This window comes from Sphingobium olei (genome assembly GCF_042678845.1).
Taxonomy (GTDB): Bacteria; Pseudomonadota; Alphaproteobacteria; order Sphingomonadales; family Sphingomonadaceae; genus Sphingobium; species Sphingobium olei.
In genome coordinates, this window is record NZ_JBHTLS010000125.1 from 68,189 (window position 1) to 87,611 (window position 19,423).

Consider the following 19,423-nt stretch of genomic DNA (forward strand, 5'->3'; position numbering starts at 1 on the left):
CGTCTTGATCGTCCCTGGCTTGCCCCAATGGCCTTGCCAGTGCGTCGTTATGGGTTATCCGTGCTGCACGACAGGATGATGTAGATCAGCGAAAAGGATCGCCGATGGCCGACACCATACTCACAGACGCGGTCGCTGCAACCGCCTTCCGCCGTCTGGTTGCGCATTTGCAGCACCGGACGGACGTCCAGAATATCGATCTGATGGGCACGGCGGGCTTCTGCCGCAACTGCCTTGCGGACTGGATCGCGGAGGCGGACGGCCATCTGACGCGGGACGAGGCGCGCGAAATCGTCCACGGCATGCCCTTCGCCGACTGGAAGGCGCGGCATCAGGGCGAAGCGACGCCCGAACAGATCGCCCGCATGAAGGAGAGTGTGGCGAAGAACGCCGACAGCCATTAAGGGCGGGCGCCAACCCGATTCACAAATGGAGATTTCTGCATGAGCGAGGGCAACGTCGCCGCCGACCAGCTATTGTTGTATATCGAGCGCATCGAGCGGCTGGAGGAAGAAAAGAAGGGCATCGGCGACGACATCAAGGATGTTTATCTGGAGGCCAAGGCGACCGGGTATGACCCCAAAATCATGCGCCAGATCGTCCGTTTGCGGAAGATGCAGCCGCATGACCGGCAGGAGATGGAGGCGATCCTTCAGACTTATCTGGCGGCGCTCGGCATGGCGTGATTCAATCCTCGGCCTCATGATGCGCTCGTTCGAAAAGAGCGAGCGTTTCAGGGTCGCCTGACTTATACATCTCTAGCAGTTTACGGGCCGCCTGGGCATCGCTTGCCAGTTCTTTCAGCGTCGCTTCCATTACTCCTACTGCCATATCAGAGAACCAGAAGAAGCCCGTTTTCGCTGCGTCGATTTCTTCGTCGGTCAGCAGAAGATCATCGGGTCTTTTCGGGTGCGTTATCCGATTGCGCGCCGCAATTGCTCGCTTGAAGTTCGCCCAGCCCGTTCCGCCAAAATCCACCTCAGCGTCATTGCAAAAGCTCTGAGCCACTTTGGTGGTGAGCCGGATCATGGCCGTCATGGAGATATGGCGCGCCTGTTCGACTATCACTCCTTGCTCCGTTACCGAGTAGGAAGTCTCGGCGAAGGCCATTTCTGCCAATGGAGTAGCAGCATCGAAATGCCGCGCTATCGACATGACATGCATTCTGTAGATCCATGACACGCCCTCCGCAGCAGACACAAGGTTGCGAAGGAGGTTGCGTCGCGCTGCTTGCGTGTCTGATTTCTCGATATGGCCAAGTGCCCAATCTACGTCATCGGCGAGCAACTTCAGGAATGCCGCGTCATTCTCTTCCATCTTTTCCCCCTTTCCTTTCGCCACTGTATAAGCAGTAAGAGCAACCCAGCAAAGGAGCACAGCGCCCATGTCCGAGATCATCGTGAGCACCACCAGCCGCCTGGAAGGGCGGCCTGCGAAGGAATATCTCGGCATCGTCACCGGAGAGGTGATCGTGGGCGCCAACCTTTTCCGCGACCTGTTCGCCAGCGTGCGGGACATAGTGGGCGGCCGCTCGGGCGCTTATGAGGATGTGCTACAGCGCGCCCGCGAACAGGCAATCGGCGAAATGCGCATGCGCGCCGCCACCATGGGAGCGAATGCCGTGGTCGGCGTCGATCTCGACTATGAGGTGATCGGGTCCAACGGTTCGATGCTGATGGTGTCGGCGTCGGGCACGGCGATCCTCTATTGACGCTGGCCGTGCGCCCTGCGGAGGCAAGCGACGCAGCGGCCTGCGCGGCGATCTACGCGCCCTTCGTCACGGATAGCTGGGTCAGTTTCGAAACCGACCCACCCGACCCGGCCGAAATGGCGCGCCGGATCGCCGACTATGGCGCATCACATGGCTGGCGGGTGGCGCACGGCCCAGACGGCGTCATCGCGGGCTACGCCTATGGCAGCCCGCACCGCACCCGTGCAGCCTATGCTACCTCGGCCGACGTCGCCGTCTATGTCGATCCCGCCTTCGCCCGACGCGGCGTTGGCAGGGCGCTCTACGCCGAACTGCTGCCGATGTTGAAGGATCGGGGCTGTCACGCCGCCTTCGCCGGGATTGCCCTGCCCAATGCCGCCAGTGTCGCGCTGCACGAAGCAATGGGCTTCGCGCCGGTCGGCATCTATCGCGAAGTGGGGTGGAAGCTGGGCGCCTGGCGCGACGTGGGCTGGTGGCAGCGGCTGCTGTAAGCGCGCGTTCTGGCGGTTGCCCTTGGGGTGGCCGCTGGTGTAAGGGCGCCCATCCCCATCAACCGGCAGACAAGATTTCAGGACCATGGCAGGCCATTCCAAATTCAAGAACATCATGCATCGCAAGGGCGCGCAGGACAAGAAGCGCTCCTCGATGTTCTCCAAGCTCAGCCGCGAAATCACTGTCGCGGCCAAGATGGGGATGCCCGATCCGGACATGAACCCGCGCCTGCGCCTCGCGGTCAACGCGGCCAAGGCCCAGTCGATGCCCAAGGATAATATCCAGCGCGCGATCGACAAGGCGTCGGGCGGCGACATGGAGAATTATGAAGAGGTGCGCTATGAGGGCTATGGCCCCGGCGGCGTCGCCATCATCGTGGAGGCGCTGACCGACAACCGCAACCGCACCGCCACCAATGTTCGCACCGCCTTCTCCAAGAATGGCGGCAACCTGGGTGCGTCGGGCGCAGTCAGCCATGGTTTCGAGCGGCTGGGCCTCATCACCTATCCGGCAAGCGCGGGCGATGCGGACGCGGTGTTCGAGGCGGCGCTGGAAGCGGGCGCGGACGACGTATCCTCGAACGAAGACGAGCATGAAATCTGGACCGCGATGGACGCGCTCCACGAAATCGCCAAGGCGCTGGAAGGCAAGCTCGGCGCGGCGGAGAGCGCCAAGCTCGCCTGGAAGCCCACCACCACCGTCGAAGTCGACGAAAGCAACGCCGCCACGCTGCTCAAGCTGGTGGACGTGCTGGAGGATGATGACGACGTCCAGACCGTCTGGGGCAATTATGAAGTCTCCGACGCCGTAATGGAGAAATTGGGTTGACGATCTTTCCCTCTCCCCTTGGGGGAGAGGGTTGCGCAGCCTTGGCGGCTGTGTCGCCTAGGCGCAGCTGGGAGAGGGGTTGGTCCGACGCCCCCGGTCGCAGCTCCCCTTTCCAAGCGCGTCTAGCCGACAAGCCGGCAAGCCTTGCTATCCTCTCCCCCCGGGGGCGAGGATCAGCGGCATGATCCTCCTCGGTCTCGATCCCGGCCTTGGCACCACCGGCTGGGGCATCATCGCCGCGGACGGCAATCGGCTCACCCATATCGGAAATGGTCAGATCAAGACCGATGCGGACATGGCGCTGGCGACGCGGCTGCTGGCGATCGACCTGGCGCTCACCGACCTCATCCTCGAATATCGCCCCGATGGCGCTGCGGTCGAGGAGGTGTTCGTCAACGTCAATCCGCAATCCACGCTGAAGCTGGGGCAGGCGCGCGGCGTGGTGCTGCTCGCCGCGTCGCGCTCGGGCATGGAGGTGGGCGAATATGCCGCCCGGCTCGTCAAGAAATCGGTGGTGGGCGTCGGCAATGCCTCGAAGGAGCAGGTCCACGCCATGGTTCAGCGGCTGCTGCCGGGCGCGAAGATCGCCGGGCCGGACGCTGCGGACGCGCTCGCGGTCGCCATCACCCACGCCCACCATCTGGCGAGCGCGCGGCGTATTCCCACGCGATAGAACGCCACCACCGTTCGCTTGAATCGAACGGATGGTTCGGCTCAGCCGAACAATTCGCCCAGGAAATCCGTCATCGCCAGGAAGCTGCGCCGGTCCGCGTCGGCATTGTAGGCCAGCCCCTTTTCCGGCATGTTCACGGCATGGTCGGTAAAAGCATGGCCGGCACGGCCATAGGCGTGGATCTGCCAGTCGCATCCCGCTTCCGTCAGTTCCCTCGCCAGCGCGACCGTGGCGTCGGGCGGCGCAATCGGGTCGTCCCAGCCGTGACAGATCAGCAGCTTCGCCCCGATCCGGGCATTGGGGAAAGGCGGCGCGTCGTAGACCCCGTGAAAGCTGACGCCGCCCGCAATGTCCGCGCCGCTGCGCGCCAGGTCCAGCACGCATTTGCCGCCGAAGCAGAAGCCGATCGCCGCCGTCCGGCGTGCATCGACCTGCGGCAGGTCTTTGAGCGTCGCATGCGCGGCGTTTACCCTGTCCCGCATCATTGCCCGGTCGGCGTTGAGTTCGCCCATATAGCGGCCCATGTCGGGATCGCTCCGGCTGGTGCGCTTCCCCTGTCCAAAGACATCCGCGACCAGCACGGCGTAGCCGAGCGCGGCGACCCGCTCCGCACAGGCGAAATCCGCTTCCTTGGTGCCCAGCACATTGGGGAAGAGCAGGATGCCGGGCCGTTCGCCGCCGGCTTCGTCCGCGACGATCATGCTCTCATACGGCGCGCCGTCCTGAACATGGACGATCACCTGCCTGACGATGGCCATCACCTGTCTCCTTCGCTGTCTCTATATGCTGCCGAATCCGGGCGCTTCGCCGCGCGCGGCTGGATTGATGCGACGCGGCCGCTTCCACCCGATGCTCGGCCGCTTGCGCAGGCGCAGCGTCGGCCAGTCGCCCCGGTCTGCGCGCTCGGCCAGCCGCATGCCCTGCGCGCGATAGGCGGCGATCACCGCATCCGCCTGCGTATCGAGCAGTCCTGCCAGCACGATCGTGCCGCCATCCTCCACCAGCGCGCAGAGCGAGGGCGCCAGTTCGATCAGCGGCCCGGCCAGGATGTTGGCGATCAGCAGGTCGTAGGGTGCGCGCCCGGCGAGCGCGGGATGATTGCCGCCCGCCGCCGTGACGAGCGCCAGCCGCCCTGGCCCGTCACCCAGCCCGATGCCATTAGCGCGCGCATTGTCGGCACTGATCTCTACCGCCACCGGATCGATGTCAGACGCGATGGCGCGGGCGCGGGACCACAGGTTGAGCGCGGCGAAGGCCAGAAGCCCGGTGCCTGTGCCGATGTCCGCGACGTTGCGGAAATGCATGCCCACGCGCCGCATCCGGTCCAGCATGGCGAGGCACCCCGCCGTCGTCTCATGCTGCCCGGTGCCGAAGGCGCGTCCCGCCTCGATCAGCAGGTTCACATGACCCGGCAGTTCGGGATCGGCGGCGATGTTGCGGACGTGGAAGCGGCCTGCGGTCACGGGCTCCAGCCCCTGCTGGCTCATCGTGACCCAATCCTCGTCGGGCAAAGCCTCGACCAGCGGCTTGACCCCGGCGGCGCTCGGAACCAGCGTTTTGAGCAGCTTGATCGCGGCCGGGCTGGGCCGTCCCTCGAAATAGGCGTCCAGCCGCCAGAGTCCCTGTTCCTCGTCCGCCTCGCTGGTCATCAGCACGGGTGGGCTGTCCATCACCGCGAACGCGGCGATGTCCCCGTCGATCGCCTCGGCTTCGGCGCGGGTGCAGGGCAGGGTGACTTTCCAGCTCTGGGCGGCTGGCGCGGCGGCGTCCGTCATCCCGCCGCCTTTAGAGCAGCAGGACGGCAAGGGGAAGCGGGCGACGGCTCTATGCCGCCGGCTTAGGCGACCTGCCGGCCAAAGTCCGACGACGCGTTGCGCAGGCTGGCCAGCTTGCCCTCGACGCTGACGAAACCGCGTTCGAGCTGGTCGATCTCGGACGCCACGACCTCCGTGTCCTGCCTAATCGCGGAGATGGTGGTCGACATGGAATCGGCCGCCAAGGCGGTTTCGTCCACTGCGGCGGTAATCATGGTCACTGTCTGCGCCTGCGCGTCCATGGCGTGGCGGATGCGCTCGGCGCTGGCCTTCACCTCGCCCACCGTGTCGCGGATCCGCTCGTTATTCTCGACCGACAGCCGGGTCGACGCCTGGATGTCTGCGATCTTGCCGGCGATCTCGTCCGTCGCCCGCGCAGTCTGGTTGGCGAGGCTCTTCACCTCCTGCGCGACGACGGCGAAGCCGCGGCCGGCATCGCCCGCGCGCGCCGCCTCGATGGTGGCGTTAAGCGCCAGCAAATTGGTCTGCCCGGCAATGTCGCGGATCAGGCCCAGGATCGATTCGATCGACTTGGCATGTTCCGACAGGGTAGCCGACATCGTCACCGCCTCGCCCGACTGGGTCGAGGCGCGCTGCGCCACTTCCGCGGCGCTTTCCACTTCGCCGCGCGCATCCTCGATCGCGCGGATCAGGCCGGCAGAGGTGCGTGCTGCTTCCCGCATGGCGATGGCGGACTGTTCGGCGGCGGCGGCGACTTCCGACGCCTTGCCCAGCATGCCGCGCGTCGCGGCCGAGGCATCCTTCGCCTGTTCGCGCAGCGATTCGCCCAGCTTCGACGCGCCATCGATCTCGCTCACGATCCGCTGCTCGAAAACGGCGCCATATCGCTGGCGCTCGCTGCGCTGCGCCTCGGCATCGTCGTGGGCAAGCAGGTTGCCGATGACCGACGCATCGACCATGCTGGCGCGATTGAGCGTGCGCAGCAATCGTTCGCAAGTGGGCCGATCGTCCCAGCAGGCGTCGCACAGCAGGCTGGAGATTTTTTCATTCGACCGGGAAACGGCGGATAGTACCGCGCGAACGCTCACGCCGCGCTTTGCGGCCTGGCGTACGCAGGCGGTCGACTTGTCTATCCATCGGCCCTTGACGTAATTGCGCAGCTTTTCCTCGACATAGAGGGCGGCGTCCTGCCGAATCTTGCGTTGCGCGTCCGGTCCCAACCCGGTGCGCAGGCCCGTCATATCGATGTAGGTGTCGAAAAAGACATCCCCCGCTTCCTGGATCCTGTCTCCGATCAGGCCGTAGATTTCGCTCATATGCTGGCCCATGGCATGGGTCCGGTCCAGTTCGGCCAGATTGTCGACCGTTATGATCCAATCCTTCGGGGCGGGGGAGGTCATCCTGTTCTTCCTTGGCTATGCGCAATCCCAACTGTGCCACGGTTAGCGCATTTTGGTTAACCACTGATTATCGCGAACGAACGTGCCTGCGTGCCCGATGGCTCATGCAATGCGGCGTTGGCTTGCTCTTGGCCTTCTTCGTGCCTAAGGGGACGGGACTCGAGGAAAAGCATCAGGGACAAGGGTAGACATGGCGCGTTCCACCAGCCGGCCGCTCTCGCCGCATTTGACCATCTGGAAATGGGGGCCGCACATGGCGGTGTCCATCATGCACCGCGTGACCGGCAACGGGCTGGCGACCGTTGGCGCGCTCGGGCTGGTGTGGTGGCTGATGGCCGCCGCGATCGGTCCGGAGGCCTATGCCACCTTCGTCAAATGCGCGACTTCGCCGATCGGCTATCTGGTGATGATCGGCCTCAGCTGGTTCTTCTTTCAGCACATGGTTTCGGGGCTGCGCCACTTCGTGCTGGATATGGGCGCGGGCTATGAACTGCGCACCAACAAGACTTGGGCGCTCGCGACCTTCATCCTCTCGGCGCTCATCACCATCCTCTTCTGGCTCTTCATCTTCGGAAAGGCGCTCTGATGGGCACGGGTACTGGTATCGGCCGCGTCCGCGGTCTCGGCTCCGCCAGGCATGGCGCGCATCACTGGCTGGCGCAGCGCTATACCGCCGTCGGCAATCTGCTGCTGGTTCTGTGGCTGCTAATCAGCCTGGCGACCCTGCCGGGCCTGGATTATGAGAGCGTCGTCACCTGGATCGCCAACCCGCTGGTCGCTGTGCCGCTGATGCTGATGCTGGTCAGCATCTTCTACCATCTGCGCCTGGGCATGCAGGTGATGCTGGAGGACTATGTCCATGACAAGGGCCTCAACTTCTTCTGCATCCTGCTGCTGAATTTCTACGCCATTGGCGGCGCGGCCGCCGGCATCTTCGCGATCGCCAAGATCGCCTTCACGGGGATCGTCAAGTAATGAGCGACGCCTACAAGATCATCGACCACACCTATGACACCGTGGTGGTCGGCGCGGGCGGCTCGGGTCTGCGCGCGACCATGGGCAGCGCCGAGGCGGGCCTCAAGACCGCCTGCATCACCAAGCTGTTCCCGACCCGGTCGCACACCGTCGCGGCGCAGGGCGGCATTGCCGCGTCGCTCGGCAACAATTCGCCTGACCACTGGACCTGGCACATGTACGACACCGTCAAGGGATCGGATTGGCTGGGCGATCAGGACGCGATCGAATATATGGTGCGCGAGGCGCCCGCCGCCGTCATCGAGCTGGAACATGCCGGCGTGCCGTTCAGCCGCAACGACAATGGGACGATCTATCAGCGGCCCTTCGGCGGCCACATGCAGAATATGGGTGCCGGCCCGCCGGTGCAGCGCACCTGCGCCGCCGCCGACCGCACCGGCCACGCCATGCTGCACGCGCTCTATCAGCAGTCGCTGAAATATGACGCCGATTTCTACATCGAATATTTCGCCATCGACCTCATCATGGAAAATGGCGAGTGCCGGGGCGTCATCGCCATCTGCATGGAGGACGGCTCCATCCACCGCTTCCGTGCCCACGCGGTCGTACTGGCGACGGGCGGCTATGGCCGCGCTTATTTCTCCGCCACATCGGCGCACAGCTGCACCGGCGATGGCGGCGGCATGGTGCTGCGCGCGGGCCTGCCGCTCCAGGATTTGGAGTTCGTGCAGTTCCACCCGACCGGCATCTACGGCGCGGGCGTGCTCATCACCGAAGGCGCGCGCGGCGAGGGCGGCTATCTTACCAACTCCGAAGGCGAGCGCTTCATGGAGCGCTACGCACCGTCCGCGAAGGACTTGGCCTCGCGCGACGTCGTCTCGCGTTCGATGGCGATGGAAATGCGCGAAGGGCGGGGCGTCGGTCCCAACAAGGACCATATCTTCCTGCACCTCGACCATATCGATCCCAAGGTGCTGGCCGAACGCCTGCCCGGCATCACCGAAAGCGGCAAGATCTTCGCGGGCGTCGATCTGACCCGCCAGCCGCTCCCCGTAACGCCCACCGTCCATTACAATATGGGCGGCATCCCCTGTAACTATCACGGTCAGGTGGTGACGAAGGTCGGTAACGATCCCGAAGTCGTGGTGCCCGGCCTCTACGCCGTGGGCGAAGCGGCCTGCGTGTCGGTCCATGGCGCAAACCGCTTGGGCTCCAACAGCCTGATCGACCTCGTCGTGTTCGGCCGCGCGACCGGCCTGCACCTCAAGGAAACGCTGAAGCCCAACGGCAGCCACAAGCCGCTGCCGCAAGATTCGGCCGATCTGGCGCTCAGCCGCCTCGACAAATATCGCAATGCCAAGGGCGGATCTCCCACCGCCGCGATCCGCCTCGAAATGCAGCACACGATGCAGAAACATGCCGCCGTGTTCCGCGACAGCGCGCTGCTGGCCGAGGGCGTCACCAAGATGGAGCAGGTCAACAAGCGGCTGGAGGATGTCGCCGTCACCGATCGCTCGCTGATCTGGAACACGGACCTTATCGAGACGCTGGAGCTGGACAACCTCATGTCCCAGGCGGTCTGCACGATGGTGAGCGCGGAAAACCGCAAGGAAAGCCGCGGCGCCCACGCGCACGAGGATTTCCCCAACCGCGACGACGAAAACTGGATGAAGCACACCGTGAGCTGGTTCGACGGCTGGGGCGGTCAGGGTGGCAAGGTCAGCCTCGATTACCGTCCCGTCCATGATTATACGCTCACGGACGAGGCGGAATATATCAAGCCCAAGGCGCGCGTTTACTAAGACGCGCGGGCAGTGCCAAAAACAGGGACGGCGGGCCGTGAAGGTCCGCCTTTCTTGCGTCTGGGGCGGCTTTCCTGTCCTACCCGAACGGCGGCCCGTACAATGGGCCTGTCCTTCGAATAGGAACAAGCGCTCGCAACTTTATGTCAATTTCTACGGGAAATATGCGAAGTTAAGCGGACAGAATCCTATTTCGCCGCTGGCGCCGGCGCTGCTGCATTGGCGGATTGGGCGGGCGTTGTCCCCGCCTCCGCCTCGCCTTTCGGAGCGAAGACGCGCAGGCTCGACAGCACCGTTTCCGCCATGCCCTGATATTGCTCGCTCAGCATCTCGGGATAGACGAAGGTCGCGCTGACCACCGATCCATCGGGCTGGCGGACAAGGCGGACGGCGACATTGTTGCCTTCGCCGTCGTTGGCGGTGCCGCGATATTCATTCTCTCCAACGAAGTCGCCATCCACGCCTTCCGCCCCGTTGCTGATCGCCTCGACGATCTGCTGCAGCGTCTGATCCTTGTCGTTCCTGTCCCAGAAGACGCGGACGTCCGCGCCCGCGCCTGGATCTTCATAGACCACGCCATCGGGCGTGCTCGCGCCCTTGTCGATCGTCCAGCCTTCGGGGAAGGTGATCGAAAATCCGCGTTCGACATTCACATAATTGCGGCTCTCTGCCTCGCTTACCGCCTGCTGGCTTTCCAGCGCCTTGGCGGCTGCGGCGTTGGCTGCGGCCGCCAGTTGCTCCTGGCTGGGCGCGTCGCCCACCGGTTCGGTGCGGCCGCAGGCGGCGAGCAGCAGGATGGAAAGGCAGGCGGCGGCGGAGGCGGCGGTCTTCATGATCGTTCCAAAGCATAGCCGGCGCGTGAATACAACGCCCCGGCGGAGCGGCGGGACGGATCGTGCGGCCACCGGTTCACGCGGCGCTGTCGATCCCGAGTTCGGCCAGCTTGCGGTAGAGCGTCGAGCGGCCGATCCCCAGCCGCCGGGCGACCTCCGTCATGCGGCCACGATAATGGCCGATGGCCAGGCGAATGACGTCGGCCTCGATATCGGCCAGCTGCCGGACGTGGCCGTCCCCTTCGAACAGGGTGATGCCCGCGCCGTCGCGATGCGGCTGCGGCGCAGTGCGCGGGCGCAGCATATGGACGTCGCCCGACGATTGTATTCGGATCTGCTGGGCGATCTGAGGAAAATCCTGCGGCGTCAGCGCATCGCCCTCACACAGCACCGCGGCGCGGAAGAGGGCGTTCTGCAACTGGCGGACGTTGCCGGGCCAGCCATGCTGCATCAGCAGTGCGAGCGCATCGTCGGTCAGGCCCAGGCCGCGCATCCCCGGCTGGGCGGCGATGCGGGCGAGCAGGTGGCGGCAAAGCGCGGGTATGTCGCCCATCCGCTCGCGTAAGGGCGGCACGGTCAGCTGCACCACGTTCAGCCGGTAATAGAGGTCCTCGCGGAACCGTCCCGCCTCGATCTCGTCGCTCAGCCGCTTGTTGGTCGCCGCGATCACGCGCACATCGACATGGATCGGCCGTCGCGCGCCGATGGGCTGCACTTCCCCGTCCTGCAGAACGCGCAGCAGCTTGACCTGCGCGTCGAGCGGCATCTCGCTCACTTCGTCCAGGAAGATGGTGCCCAGGTCCGCGCTGGCGAACTTGCCAACATGTCGGTCGAACGCGCCGGTGAAGGCGCCGCGCTCATGGCCGAACAGTTCCGATTCCACCAGGTTGGAAGGAATCGCGCCGCAATTGACCGTCACCATCGCATGACGGTGGCGGGGCGATGCCGCGTGGATGGCCCGCGCGATCACATCCTTGCCGACGCCGCTCTCGCCCTCGATCAGCACCGGCACCCGCGCCCGTGCCGCCTTCGCCGCGATGGCGAGCGCTGCGCGGAATTGCGGCGCGGAGCCGACCACATCCTCGAAGGAGAGGGGGGCGGTGATCTTTTCGGTCAGCGGGCGCAATTCTCCGGCGTGCGCGCCCTCAGCCCGCGTCGCGTTGAGCGCGGCGAGCAGCCGTTCCGGGGCGATCGGCTTCGACAGATAATCGGTCGCGCCCGCGCGCATGGCCTCTACCGCCACGGCGACATTATTGTGCGCGGTCAGCACCAGGATGGGCAGCGCCGGCCGCCGCATCCGGATTTCGCGGATCAACCCAGCCGGCTCATAATCGGGGCTATACTGGTCCAGCAGGACCGCATCCAACTGCATCCCGTCCTGGGTGCCGAGCGTCGCGATCGCGCTTTCGCCGTCGCCTGCAAAGACAGTGCGCCAGCCGGCGCGCGAGGCCAGCGCCGACACCAGTCTGCGCTGCGCCGGTTCGTCGTCGATCAGCATCAGCATCGGTACGCCGTCGCGCGTCATCGCCACCCCTTCAAGACACCAGGCGGCCGACGTTAGCGCTAGCAGGTAAAAGCCGGCTTAACTGCGAAAGATTTTCTTGTGCCGCGGCGGGTTGAGAGGCGTGTCGCTTGAATATAAGGGTGAAGACAAGAACAACCTCTGGGGACTGGATATGGCATCTAACGACATGAAGAGCGCGAACGATACCTACGCCGGATTTGTCGGATTGGTGAAGTGGGGCACGATCGCCAGCGTCATCGTGGCCGCCATCGTGGTGTTGCTGATCTCCAGCTGATCCGCTGGCAAAACGGGGAGGGGATAAAAAGATAATGAAAATAGCGGTGGTTAAGGAACAGGCGGCAGGCGAAAAGCGTGTCGCTGCCACGCCGGAGACGGTGAAGAAGTTCAAGGCGCTGGGCGCTGAAATGGCCGTGGAGGCCGGGGCCGGGCTGACGGCGTCGATCGCCGATGCCGATTATGCGGCGGCGGGTGCGGCGGTGGCGGATCGCGCGGCGGTGCTGGCCGGGGCCGACGTCGTTCTGGGGGTGCAGGGGCCTTCGCCCGACAGCCTTGCCGGCGCGAAGCCGGGTGCCTGGATCGTGGCGGGGCTCAATCCCTTTGGTGACCGCGCGCGCGTCGATGCCTATGCGGTGGCCGGCTATGAAGCGCTGGCGATGGAATTCATGCCGCGCATCACCCGCGCGCAGTCGATGGACATCTTGTCCTCGCAGTCGAACCTGTCGGGCTACAAGGCGGTGCTGGACGCCGCCGCCGAATATGGCCGCGCCTTTCCGATGATGATGACGGCGGCCGGCACGGTTTCCGCGGCCAAGGCTTTCATCATGGGCGTGGGTGTCGCCGGCCTCCAGGCGATCGCCACCGCACGTCGCCTGGGCGCGCAGGTCAGCGCGACCGATGTGCGCTCGGCGACCAAGGAACAGATCGAATCGCTCGGCGCCAAGGCGATCTTCGTCGAGAAGGTCGCGGGGATTGAAGGCGAAGGGTCAGGCGGCTACGCAACCGAGACGTCCGACGAATATAAGGCCGCGCAGGCGGAACTCGTCTCGGCCCATATTGCCAAGCAGGACATCGTCATCACGACAGCGCTCATTCCTGGCCGTCCTGCCCCGCGCCTCATCACCGACGCACAGATCGCGACGATGAAGCCGGGCAGCGTGATCGTCGACCTCGCGGTCGAGCAGGGGGGTAATGTCGAAGGCGCGGTGGCGGGCGAAGTGGTCGAGCGCCACGGCGTCAAGATCGTGGGCCATCGCAACGTGCCCTCGCGGCTCGCCGCCGACGCCTCGGCCCTGTTCTCGCGCAACCTCTACAATTTCCTGTCCGCCTTCTGGGACAAGGAAAAGAATGCGCCGGTGCTGGACGAGGAAATCGGCAACGCCATCCGCCTGACGCAGGGCGGCAAGGTCGTCAACGAACGACTGCTGGGCTGACGTCCGCTTGACACGGCGCGTGCCCGCCAAAGGGGTGGGGGCGCGCGACACAGGTTCCGCGCCGCTGCGCCGGAACGAACGGGGAGTAGGAACGATGGACTTCATCTCCATCCTGTCGATTTTCGTGCTGGCGTGCTTCGTCGGCTATTATGTGGTGTGGTCGGTGACGCCGGCGCTCCACACGCCGCTGATGGCGGTCACCAACGCCATTTCGTCGGTCATCATCGTCGGCGCGCTTGTCGCGTCGGCGGAGGCCGGGAGCATCGCGGCGAAGGTGTTGGGGCTGCTGGCGGTGGTGCTGGCGTCGGTCAACATCTTCGGCGGCTTCGCCGTTACCGAGCGCATGCTCGCCATGTACAAGAAGAAGGAGCGCAAGTGATGCACGAACTCGCGCCCGTCTCGCCCTTCGTCGCGCTCGCCTATCTGGTCGCGGGCATCCTCTTCATCCTCGCCCTGCGTGGCCTCTCCAGCCCGGCGACCAGCCGGCGCGGCAACCGCATGGGCATGGTCGGGATGGCCATTGCCGTCGCCACCACGCTCTACACCCATGATGTGGTGAGCCTGCCCGAAATCGTCGGAGCGATCGTCGTCGGCGGCGGCATCGGCTTCGTCATCGCCCGCCGCATCGCCATGACCGCCATGCCGCAACTCGTCGCGGCCTTCCACAGCCTCGTCGGCCTTGCCGCCGTGCTGGTGGGTGCGGCGGCCTATCTCAATCCGGGCGCGTTCGGCATCCTCGATCCGCTGACGGACGAGATCCAAAACGCCAGCCGGATCGAAATGGGGCTGGGCGTCGCGATCGGCGCGATCACCTTCTCCGGATCGGTCATCGCCTTCCTCAAATTGAACGGCAACATGTCGGGCAAGCCGATCATGCTTCCGGGCCGCCACCTCATCAACCTCGGCACGCTGGCGGCGATCCTGGGCTTGATCGCCTATTTCGTGACCGACCAGAGCCCGTGGATATTCTGGACGGTGACGGCCCTGAGCTTCGTCATCGGATTCCTGCTCATCATCCCGATCGGCGGCGCGGACATGCCGGTCGTGGTGTCCATGCTGAACAGCTATTCGGGCTGGGCCGCCGCGGCGATGGGCTTCACGCTCGGCAACAGCGCGATGATCATCACCGGTGCGCTGGTCGGCTCCTCCGGCGCGATCCTCTCCTACATCATGTGCAAGGCGATGAACCGCAGCTTCATCAGCGTCATCGCCGGCGGCTTCGGCGCGGAGGCCGGTGGCGCGTCGGGCGGCGCGGCGGCGGTTGATCGTCCCTACAAGCGCGGCAGCGCGGAGGATGCGGCGTTCCTGATGAAGCAGGCGGACAGCGTCATCATCGTGCCTGGCTATGGCATGGCGGTTTCCCAGGCGCAGCACGCGCTGCGCGAGATGGGCGACCTGCTCAAGAAGGAAGGCGTTTCCGTCAAATATGCCATCCACCCGGTGGCGGGCCGTATGCCCGGCCACATGAACGTGCTGCTGGCTGAAGCCAACGTTCCCTATGACGAGGTGTTCGAGCTGGAGGACATCAACGGCGAGTTCGGCCAGGCCGACGTCGCCTTCGTCATCGGCGCGAACGACGTGACCAATCCGGCGGCCAAGACCGACAAGACATCGCCCATCTACGGCATGCCGATCTTGGATGTCGCCAATGCCAAGTCGGTGCTGTTCGTGAAGCGCTCCATGGGCGGTGCTGGCTATGCCGGCGTCGATAACGAAGTCTTCTACATGGACAACACCATGATGCTGCTGGCCGACGCCAAGAAGATGGTCGAGGAAATCGTCAAGGGGCTTGCCCACTAACCGGGCCTTCCCCTAACCATGAACGGGACGGCGGGAGCGGCAGGCTCCGCCGTCCCTTTTCATATCGGGGACTTGGGAACATCATGCGCAAACTCGGCCTGATCGGCGGCCTTAGCTGGACCTCGACCGCGCGCTATTATCACATCATCAACCAGGCCGTGCACCGCGCGAAGGGCGGGCAGCACAGCGCCCCGCTGCTGATCGAAAGTCTGGACTTCGCGGATGTCGCGCGCTGCGCCACGGAACAGGATTGGGATTGCGCGGCGGGCCAGTTGATCGCGTCGGCCAAGCGGCTGGAGCAGGCGGGCGCGCAAAGCCTGCTGATCTGCGCCAATTCCATGCACCGCGTCTATGATCAGGTGCAGGCGCAGGTCGGCGTGCCCATCATCCACATCGCCGAAGTCGTAGGCGCCAGGATGCAGGCGGATGGCATCGAGCGCGCGGCCCTCATCGGCACGCGCAACGTCATGACCGAGAAATTCTACCGCCAGCGCCTCGTCGCCCACGGCGTCTCGCTCCTTCCCGCCGACATGGACCTCGCTGAGCGCATCGACCGGATCGTTTATGACGAGCTCACGGTGGGGAAGGTCAGCAAGGAATCGGAGCGCTTCATGAAGTCGGAACTCACCGACATCGCGAAGCAGGATGTTCAGGCCGCGGTCCTCGCCTGCACCGAACTGGAGCTGATCGTGGATGTGAAGGCGAACGTCCTGCCGATCTATGATTGCACGCACATTCACGCCAAGGCGGGCGTCGATTTCATCTTGGGATAAGGCCATGCGCCCTCATTGGAGCGCCGGTGCATCAAGGAGCGGGATTATCCCGGCTCGGTGATCGCTGGGTCCATATCCCCCAGCGCCAGCCGCAGCAGCTCCACCATGGCGTTGCGTGCCGCTGCCGTGTCCCGCGCAGCGATCGCTTGAAACACGGCGCGATGATCCGGCAGAGGGTCGCGCGGCATCATCTGCTTGCGATGCTTGAAGGTCGTGGTCCAACTCACCGCCGCGCCCACCGAGCTTGCCAGTGCGGCAAGCGCGTCATTCCGGGTTGCCGCCAATATGGCGTGGTGAAACCGCTGGTCCGCCGCGCGGCCTTCCGGGGTGGAAAGGCCATGGCGCGCCATCTCGCCCAGGGCAGCCTCCATGATCGCCACCTGATCGTCGGTGCGCCGCCGCGCCGCAAACTCCGCGGCCGCCGGTTCGATCACGCCGCGCAGCTCGAACAGATCGCGAATGAAGGCTGCGTCGGGTTCGCCGGCGAACATCCATGCCAGCATCTCGGGGTCCAGCACGTTCCAACGATGGCGCGGCAGCACCCTCGTTCCGGCCTTGGGGCGGCTTTCCAGCATGCCCTTGGCGATCAGGATGCGGACCGCTTCGCGATAGGCGGTGCGGGACACGCGAAGCCGCTCCGACGCTTCGATTTCACCTTCGAAAAGATCGCCCGGCTTGTGCCGCCCGGTCAGGATGGCGGTGCCCAGATCGCGCGCGATCGCCTGGTGGATGCGGAGCGCGCTTTCGTCCGATCCGAACGGTCCGTCCCTGCGCGCGCTCCCCATGGATCTTCCCCTCCGGATCAGTCCTCGAATGTAGCGGTAGGACAATGGCGGCCGCAAAGAAAGGCGTCCGCCACCAGACGCAGCGGCGCCAGGTCGACATCGATCGCCCCGCCGGCCACCAGATCAACGAAACGGCGGTACATGGCGGGATATTCCTCGTCCGGTGCCTTCATCTGCACTTCGCCGTCCAGGCGCAGCATATTGCCGCCTTCCGACAGGAGCAGGCTGCCCTGTTCCGTCTCCACCGCGATGTCCCAAGTCTGCGGTCCGGTCTGCCGCCAGTCGAACACGGCGTCAATGGCCGCGCCGGAAGCGGTCGCCATGCGAAGCGCAGCGCCGATCGGCGCCTGCTTGTTTTCCGGCACGTCCAGCTCGGCGGAGAGCAGGGTCACGGGTTCTGGCACGATCTCGGTCAGGATCGACAGGGCGTTGATGCCCGGATCGAACACGCCGAAACCGCCCGGTTCCCAGATCCAGGGCTGGCCGGGGTGCCAGTGGCGCACATCCTCGCGCCACTGGATGTCGATGCTACGAACCGCGCGCTCAGCAATCCAGGCCTTTGCCTGAGCGACGGCTGCCGCATAACGGCTGTGCCAGCTGGCGTAGAGCGTGACGCCCTGCGCCTTTGCCAGCGTCACCAGTGCATCCACTTCCGACACGGTCGCGCCGGGCGGCTTTTCCAGGAAGACATGCTTGCCCGCGAGCAACGCCTGCCGGGCCGCCGCATAGCGCACCTGCGGCGGCTGGCAGAGGATCACCGCGTCGAGATCGCCTTCGCCAGCGAGCATCGCGTCGAGGTCGGGATAGTTGTTCACCCCTTCGCCCTGCGCGTTGCGGCTGGCGACGGCGACCAGTTCGATGCCGGCAGTCTTTTCGATCGCGGGCAGGTGTTGGTCGCGCGCGATCTTGCCGAGGCCGAGGAGACCTGCCCGGATCGTCATGCCGCGATGCTCAGCTTGCCTTCGATCCGGCGCGTCAGACCCCACGGATTGGATTCCTGCAGCGCCGGAGGCAGCAACGCGTCGGGCACGTCCTGATAGCAGACGGGGCGCAGGAAGCGCATCATCGCCAGCGTGCCGACCGAGGTCGAGCGGCCATCGGCGGTGGAGGGGAAGGGTCCGCCATGCACCATGGCGTGCGTCACCTCGACCCCGGTCGGCCAGCCGTTGGTCAGGATGCGCCCGACCTTGCGCGACAGGGTGGGCAGCAGCTTGGCGGCATTCTCCTCATCACCGGTGCCGAGTTGGAGTGTGGCCGTCAGCTGGCCCTCCAGGCCCGCGATGGTCGCGATCACTTCTTCGATGCTGGAACAGCGGATCAGGACGGACGAAGACCCGAACACTTCCTCCGCCAGCACCGGGTTCGACTGGAAGGTCGCGCTGTCGGTCGCGAAGAAGGCGGCCTGGCCGCGGTTGACGCCTTCCGGCTCCGTTCCGCGCGCCACGGTGGTGACGCCGTCCGCGCCTACCAGAGCCGCGACGCCCTTCTCATAGGCTTCGTGGATGCCCGGCGTCAGCATGACCTGCGGCGCCGCGCCCGAAAGCGCCTGCGCCGCTGCGGCGACGAACGTGTCGAGATCCGGGCTGTCCAGCGCGATGACGAGGCCCGGGTTGGTGCAGAACTGGCCCGAACCCATCGTCAGTGACCCGACGAAAGCGGTGCCCAGCGCCTCGGCGCGATCGGCCAGCGCACCCGGCAGCAGGACGACAGGGTTGATGGACGACATTTCGGCATAGACGGGGATCGGCTCGGGGCGCGATGCGGCGATCTTCATCAGCGCCGTGCCGCCGCCGCGCGACCCGGTGAAGCCGACCGCCTTGACGCGCGGGTCGGCGACCAGCGCGCCGCCCAGCGCGCGGTTCGCGCCCGGCAGGTAGGAGAAGACACCTTCATGCAGGCCCTTGCTCTTCACCGCCGCCTGGATGGCGCGGGCGACCAGTTCGCCCGTCCCGGGGTGCGCGCCATGACCCTTCACGATCACCGGCGAACCGGCAGCGAAGGCGGCGGCGGTATCGCCGCCCGCCACCGAGAAGGCCAGCGGGAAGTTGGATGCGCCGAACACGGCGACCGGCCCGACCGAATGGTTGACGCGGCGCAGGTCTGCGCGCGGCAGGGGCGCCCGATCGGGCATCGCATGATCGATGGTCGCGTCGAGCCAGTCGCCCAGTCGCACGTAGGAGGCGAACAGGCGCAGCTGACCGACGGTGCGGCCCCGCTCGCCTTCCAGGCGGGCGCGGGGGAGGCCGGTTTCCGCCATCGCCGTTTCGATCAGCAGGTCGCCGATGCCCATGATGTTGTCGGCGACGGTTTCCATGAACGTCGCGCGCGCGTCGGGCGACAGGGTCGAGAAGCTCTCGAACGCGGCTTCGGCCAGCGCTGCGGCTTCATTGACTTCGGCCTCCATGGCGCTCGAGAAGGCGACGGTGCCCTTCTCTCCGGTGGCCGGATTGATGGCGTAAAATGGTTCGCCGCCGGTGCGCTCGCTCGCGCCGATCAGCATGGCTCCGTTGAACATGGCTATCTCCTTGGGGGGACAGAGGGCTTGTCATGTGCCGACGGGCGCTGGGCGGCCGACGGGATTTGAAAGGGTGGAAGGACGGGGCGATCGTCAGATGGTCCGT

23 protein-coding genes are annotated in these 19,423 nt (G+C 65.4%); 14 read left to right on the forward strand and 9 right to left on the reverse strand.

Going from position 1 to position 19,423, the window contains the following annotated elements; translation table 11 throughout:
• The first annotated feature begins 104 nt into the window (after positions 1-104).
• Together ACFQ24_RS11690 and ACFQ24_RS11695 are read left to right on the forward strand one after the other, a co-directional pair.
• Positions 105-404, forward strand: a complete 300-nt coding sequence (locus ACFQ24_RS11690) for a DUF1244 domain-containing protein (protein ID WP_380911374.1) — start codon at positions 105-107, stop codon at positions 402-404.
• 39 nt (positions 405-443) lie between these two features.
• Positions 444-686, forward strand: a complete 243-nt coding sequence (locus ACFQ24_RS11695) for a DUF2312 domain-containing protein (protein WP_380911376.1) — start codon at positions 444-446, stop codon at positions 684-686.
• 1 nt (position 687) lies between these two features.
• Here ACFQ24_RS11695 and ACFQ24_RS11700 read toward each other — a convergent pair whose 3' ends face one another.
• Complete coding sequence (locus ACFQ24_RS11700; RefSeq protein WP_380911378.1) at positions 688-1,317, reverse strand: hypothetical protein; 630 nt, start codon at positions 1,315-1,317, stop codon at positions 688-690.
• Positions 1,318-1,384: 67 nt separating this feature from the next.
• Between ACFQ24_RS11700 and ACFQ24_RS11705 the strand changes: the two genes are divergently transcribed.
• The 4 genes from ACFQ24_RS11705 (at position 1,385) to ruvC (ending at position 3,704) form a co-directional block, all read left to right on the forward strand.
• Entirely contained in the window at positions 1,385-1,711 is a 327-nt protein-coding gene (locus ACFQ24_RS11705; RefSeq protein WP_197421457.1) for a heavy metal-binding domain-containing protein, read from the forward strand.
• Positions 1,708-2,202, forward strand: coding sequence for an arsinothricin resistance N-acetyltransferase ArsN1 family B (locus ACFQ24_RS11710; RefSeq protein ID WP_380911380.1), 495 nt, complete (start codon positions 1,708-1,710; stop codon positions 2,200-2,202). Before ACFQ24_RS11705 ends, ACFQ24_RS11710 begins: the two co-directional genes overlap by 4 nt.
• A gap of 85 nt (positions 2,203-2,287) precedes the next feature.
• Positions 2,288-3,031 carry a YebC/PmpR family DNA-binding transcriptional regulator gene (locus ACFQ24_RS11715; protein WP_380911382.1) on the forward strand — a complete coding sequence of 248 codons (744 nt, stop codon included), beginning with the start codon at positions 2,288-2,290 and terminating at the stop codon, positions 3,029-3,031.
• 181 nt (positions 3,032-3,212) lie between these two features.
• Positions 3,213-3,704 (forward strand): crossover junction endodeoxyribonuclease RuvC, encoded by a 492-nt coding sequence (gene ruvC, locus ACFQ24_RS11720; RefSeq protein WP_380911384.1) that lies wholly within the window; start codon positions 3,213-3,215, stop codon positions 3,702-3,704.
• Positions 3,705-3,745: 41 nt separating this feature from the next.
• Here the strand turns inward: ruvC and ACFQ24_RS11725 are convergent, their stop codons facing one another.
• The 3 genes from ACFQ24_RS11725 to ACFQ24_RS11735 all read right to left on the reverse strand — a co-directional run bounded on the left by ACFQ24_RS11725 (position 3,746) and on the right by ACFQ24_RS11735 (position 6,879).
• The gene (locus ACFQ24_RS11725; protein WP_380911386.1) at positions 3,746-4,462 is read right to left on the reverse strand and encodes a dienelactone hydrolase family protein; all 717 of its coding nucleotides are present in this window, start codon (positions 4,460-4,462) and stop codon (positions 3,746-3,748) included.
• Between the two features lie 21 nt (positions 4,463-4,483).
• Positions 4,484-5,479 (reverse strand): 50S ribosomal protein L11 methyltransferase, encoded by a 996-nt coding sequence (locus ACFQ24_RS11730; RefSeq protein WP_380911388.1) that lies wholly within the window; start codon positions 5,477-5,479, stop codon positions 4,484-4,486.
• Between the two features lie 62 nt (positions 5,480-5,541).
• Positions 5,542-6,879, reverse strand: a complete 1,338-nt coding sequence (locus ACFQ24_RS11735; protein WP_380911390.1) for a methyl-accepting chemotaxis protein — start codon at positions 6,877-6,879, stop codon at positions 5,542-5,544.
• A 190-nt stretch (positions 6,880-7,069) separates the two neighbouring features.
• Between ACFQ24_RS11735 and sdhC the strand changes: the two genes are divergently transcribed.
• The 3 genes from sdhC to sdhA are packed head-to-tail and all read left to right on the forward strand — an operon-like array spanning position 7,070 to position 9,656.
• A complete protein-coding gene (gene sdhC, locus ACFQ24_RS11740; RefSeq protein ID WP_380911392.1) occupies positions 7,070-7,465 on the forward strand; it encodes a succinate dehydrogenase, cytochrome b556 subunit in 396 nt (131 codons plus the stop codon).
• Complete coding sequence (gene sdhD / locus ACFQ24_RS11745) at positions 7,465-7,854, forward strand: succinate dehydrogenase, hydrophobic membrane anchor protein (protein ID WP_380911394.1); 390 nt, start codon at positions 7,465-7,467, stop codon at positions 7,852-7,854. The genes sdhC and sdhD overlap by 1 nt, the downstream gene beginning before the upstream one ends.
• Positions 7,854-9,656, forward strand: a complete 1,803-nt coding sequence (gene sdhA, locus ACFQ24_RS11750) for a succinate dehydrogenase flavoprotein subunit (protein WP_380911396.1) — start codon at positions 7,854-7,856, stop codon at positions 9,654-9,656. Before sdhD ends, sdhA begins: the two co-directional genes overlap by 1 nt.
• A 188-nt stretch (positions 9,657-9,844) precedes the next feature.
• Here the strand turns inward: sdhA and ACFQ24_RS11755 are convergent, their stop codons facing one another.
• Both ACFQ24_RS11755 and ACFQ24_RS11760 read right to left on the reverse strand, forming a co-directional pair.
• Positions 9,845-10,489 carry a hypothetical protein gene (locus ACFQ24_RS11755; RefSeq protein ID WP_380911398.1) on the reverse strand — a complete coding sequence of 215 codons (645 nt, stop codon included), beginning with the start codon at positions 10,487-10,489 and terminating at the stop codon, positions 9,845-9,847.
• Between the two features lie 76 nt (positions 10,490-10,565).
• A complete protein-coding gene (locus tag ACFQ24_RS11760) occupies positions 10,566-12,014 on the reverse strand; it encodes a sigma-54-dependent transcriptional regulator (protein WP_380911400.1) in 1,449 nt (482 codons plus the stop codon).
• 151 nt (positions 12,015-12,165) lie between these two features.
• Here ACFQ24_RS11760 and ACFQ24_RS11765 point away from each other — a divergent pair, with 151 nt between their 5' ends.
• From ACFQ24_RS11765 to ACFQ24_RS11785, 5 genes are all read left to right on the forward strand, one after another.
• Positions 12,166-12,288, forward strand: coding sequence for an aa3-type cytochrome c oxidase subunit IV (locus ACFQ24_RS11765; RefSeq protein ID WP_380911402.1), 123 nt, complete (start codon positions 12,166-12,168; stop codon positions 12,286-12,288).
• A 34-nt stretch (positions 12,289-12,322) separates the two neighbouring features.
• Positions 12,323-13,444: an NAD(P) transhydrogenase subunit alpha gene (locus ACFQ24_RS11770; protein ID WP_380911404.1), complete on the forward strand. Its 1,122-nt coding sequence runs from the start codon at positions 12,323-12,325 to the stop codon at positions 13,442-13,444.
• 94 nt (positions 13,445-13,538) lie between these two features.
• The gene (locus ACFQ24_RS11775; protein ID WP_066699453.1) at positions 13,539-13,823 is read left to right on the forward strand and encodes an NAD(P) transhydrogenase subunit alpha; all 285 of its coding nucleotides are present in this window, start codon (positions 13,539-13,541) and stop codon (positions 13,821-13,823) included.
• Positions 13,823-15,244 (forward strand): NAD(P)(+) transhydrogenase (Re/Si-specific) subunit beta, encoded by a 1,422-nt coding sequence (locus ACFQ24_RS11780; RefSeq protein WP_380911406.1) that lies wholly within the window; start codon positions 13,823-13,825, stop codon positions 15,242-15,244. The genes ACFQ24_RS11775 and ACFQ24_RS11780 overlap by 1 nt, the downstream gene beginning before the upstream one ends.
• A gap of 83 nt (positions 15,245-15,327) precedes the next feature.
• Positions 15,328-16,017, forward strand: a complete 690-nt coding sequence (locus ACFQ24_RS11785; RefSeq protein ID WP_380911408.1) for an aspartate/glutamate racemase family protein — start codon at positions 15,328-15,330, stop codon at positions 16,015-16,017.
• A gap of 44 nt (positions 16,018-16,061) precedes the next feature.
• Here ACFQ24_RS11785 and ACFQ24_RS11790 read toward each other — a convergent pair whose 3' ends face one another.
• From ACFQ24_RS11790 to ACFQ24_RS11800, 3 genes are read right to left on the reverse strand one after another with little or no spacing between them, the layout of a single operon-like run.
• Complete coding sequence (locus ACFQ24_RS11790) at positions 16,062-16,802, reverse strand: FadR/GntR family transcriptional regulator (protein ID WP_380911410.1); 741 nt, start codon at positions 16,800-16,802, stop codon at positions 16,062-16,064.
• Positions 16,803-16,819: 17 nt separating this feature from the next.
• The gene (locus tag ACFQ24_RS11795; RefSeq protein ID WP_380911412.1) at positions 16,820-17,743 is read right to left on the reverse strand and encodes a Gfo/Idh/MocA family protein; all 924 of its coding nucleotides are present in this window, start codon (positions 17,741-17,743) and stop codon (positions 16,820-16,822) included.
• Positions 17,740-19,317, reverse strand: coding sequence for an aldehyde dehydrogenase (NADP(+)) (locus tag ACFQ24_RS11800; RefSeq protein ID WP_380911414.1), 1,578 nt, complete (start codon positions 19,315-19,317; stop codon positions 17,740-17,742). The genes ACFQ24_RS11795 and ACFQ24_RS11800 overlap by 4 nt, the downstream gene beginning before the upstream one ends.
• Between the last annotated feature and the right edge of the window lie 106 nt (positions 19,318-19,423).

Excerpts from the sequence above, each read along its gene's own strand:
- ACFQ24_RS11690 (WP_380911374.1), top strand. The coding sequence starts at position 105 with ATGGCCGACACCATACTCACAGACGCGGTCGCTGCAACCGCCTTCCGC.
- ACFQ24_RS11695 (WP_380911376.1), top strand. The coding sequence starts at position 444 with ATGAGCGAGGGCAACGTCGCCGCCGACCAGCTATTGTTGTATATCGAG.
- ACFQ24_RS11700 (WP_380911378.1), bottom strand. The coding sequence starts at position 1,317 with ATGGAAGAGAATGACGCGGCATTCCTGAAGTTGCTCGCCGATGACGTA.
- ACFQ24_RS11705 (WP_197421457.1), top strand. The coding sequence starts at position 1,385 with ATGTCCGAGATCATCGTGAGCACCACCAGCCGCCTGGAAGGGCGGCCT.
- ACFQ24_RS11715 (WP_380911382.1), top strand. The coding sequence starts at position 2,288 with ATGGCAGGCCATTCCAAATTCAAGAACATCATGCATCGCAAGGGCGCG.
- ruvC (WP_380911384.1), top strand. The coding sequence starts at position 3,213 with ATGATCCTCCTCGGTCTCGATCCCGGCCTTGGCACCACCGGCTGGGGC.
- ACFQ24_RS11725 (WP_380911386.1), bottom strand. The coding sequence starts at position 4,462 with ATGGCCATCGTCAGGCAGGTGATCGTCCATGTTCAGGACGGCGCGCCG.
- ACFQ24_RS11730 (WP_380911388.1), bottom strand. The coding sequence starts at position 5,479 with ATGACGGACGCCGCCGCGCCAGCCGCCCAGAGCTGGAAAGTCACCCTG.
- ACFQ24_RS11735 (WP_380911390.1), bottom strand. The coding sequence starts at position 6,879 with ATGACCTCCCCCGCCCCGAAGGATTGGATCATAACGGTCGACAATCTG.
- sdhC (WP_380911392.1), top strand. The coding sequence starts at position 7,070 with ATGGCGCGTTCCACCAGCCGGCCGCTCTCGCCGCATTTGACCATCTGG.
- sdhD (WP_380911394.1), top strand. The coding sequence starts at position 7,465 with ATGGGCACGGGTACTGGTATCGGCCGCGTCCGCGGTCTCGGCTCCGCC.
- sdhA (WP_380911396.1), top strand. The coding sequence starts at position 7,854 with ATGAGCGACGCCTACAAGATCATCGACCACACCTATGACACCGTGGTG.
- ACFQ24_RS11755 (WP_380911398.1), bottom strand. The coding sequence starts at position 10,489 with ATGAAGACCGCCGCCTCCGCCGCCGCCTGCCTTTCCATCCTGCTGCTC.
- ACFQ24_RS11760 (WP_380911400.1), bottom strand. The coding sequence starts at position 12,014 with ATGACGCGCGACGGCGTACCGATGCTGATGCTGATCGACGACGAACCG.
- ACFQ24_RS11765 (WP_380911402.1), top strand. The coding sequence starts at position 12,166 with ATGGCATCTAACGACATGAAGAGCGCGAACGATACCTACGCCGGATTT.
- ACFQ24_RS11770 (WP_380911404.1), top strand. The coding sequence starts at position 12,323 with ATGAAAATAGCGGTGGTTAAGGAACAGGCGGCAGGCGAAAAGCGTGTC.
- ACFQ24_RS11775 (WP_066699453.1), top strand. The coding sequence starts at position 13,539 with ATGGACTTCATCTCCATCCTGTCGATTTTCGTGCTGGCGTGCTTCGTC.
- ACFQ24_RS11780 (WP_380911406.1), top strand. The coding sequence starts at position 13,823 with ATGCACGAACTCGCGCCCGTCTCGCCCTTCGTCGCGCTCGCCTATCTG.
- ACFQ24_RS11785 (WP_380911408.1), top strand. The coding sequence starts at position 15,328 with ATGCGCAAACTCGGCCTGATCGGCGGCCTTAGCTGGACCTCGACCGCG.
- ACFQ24_RS11790 (WP_380911410.1), bottom strand. The coding sequence starts at position 16,802 with ATGGGGAGCGCGCGCAGGGACGGACCGTTCGGATCGGACGAAAGCGCG.
- ACFQ24_RS11795 (WP_380911412.1), bottom strand. The coding sequence starts at position 17,743 with ATGACGATCCGGGCAGGTCTCCTCGGCCTCGGCAAGATCGCGCGCGAC.
- ACFQ24_RS11800 (WP_380911414.1), bottom strand. The coding sequence starts at position 19,317 with ATGTTCAACGGAGCCATGCTGATCGGCGCGAGCGAGCGCACCGGCGGC.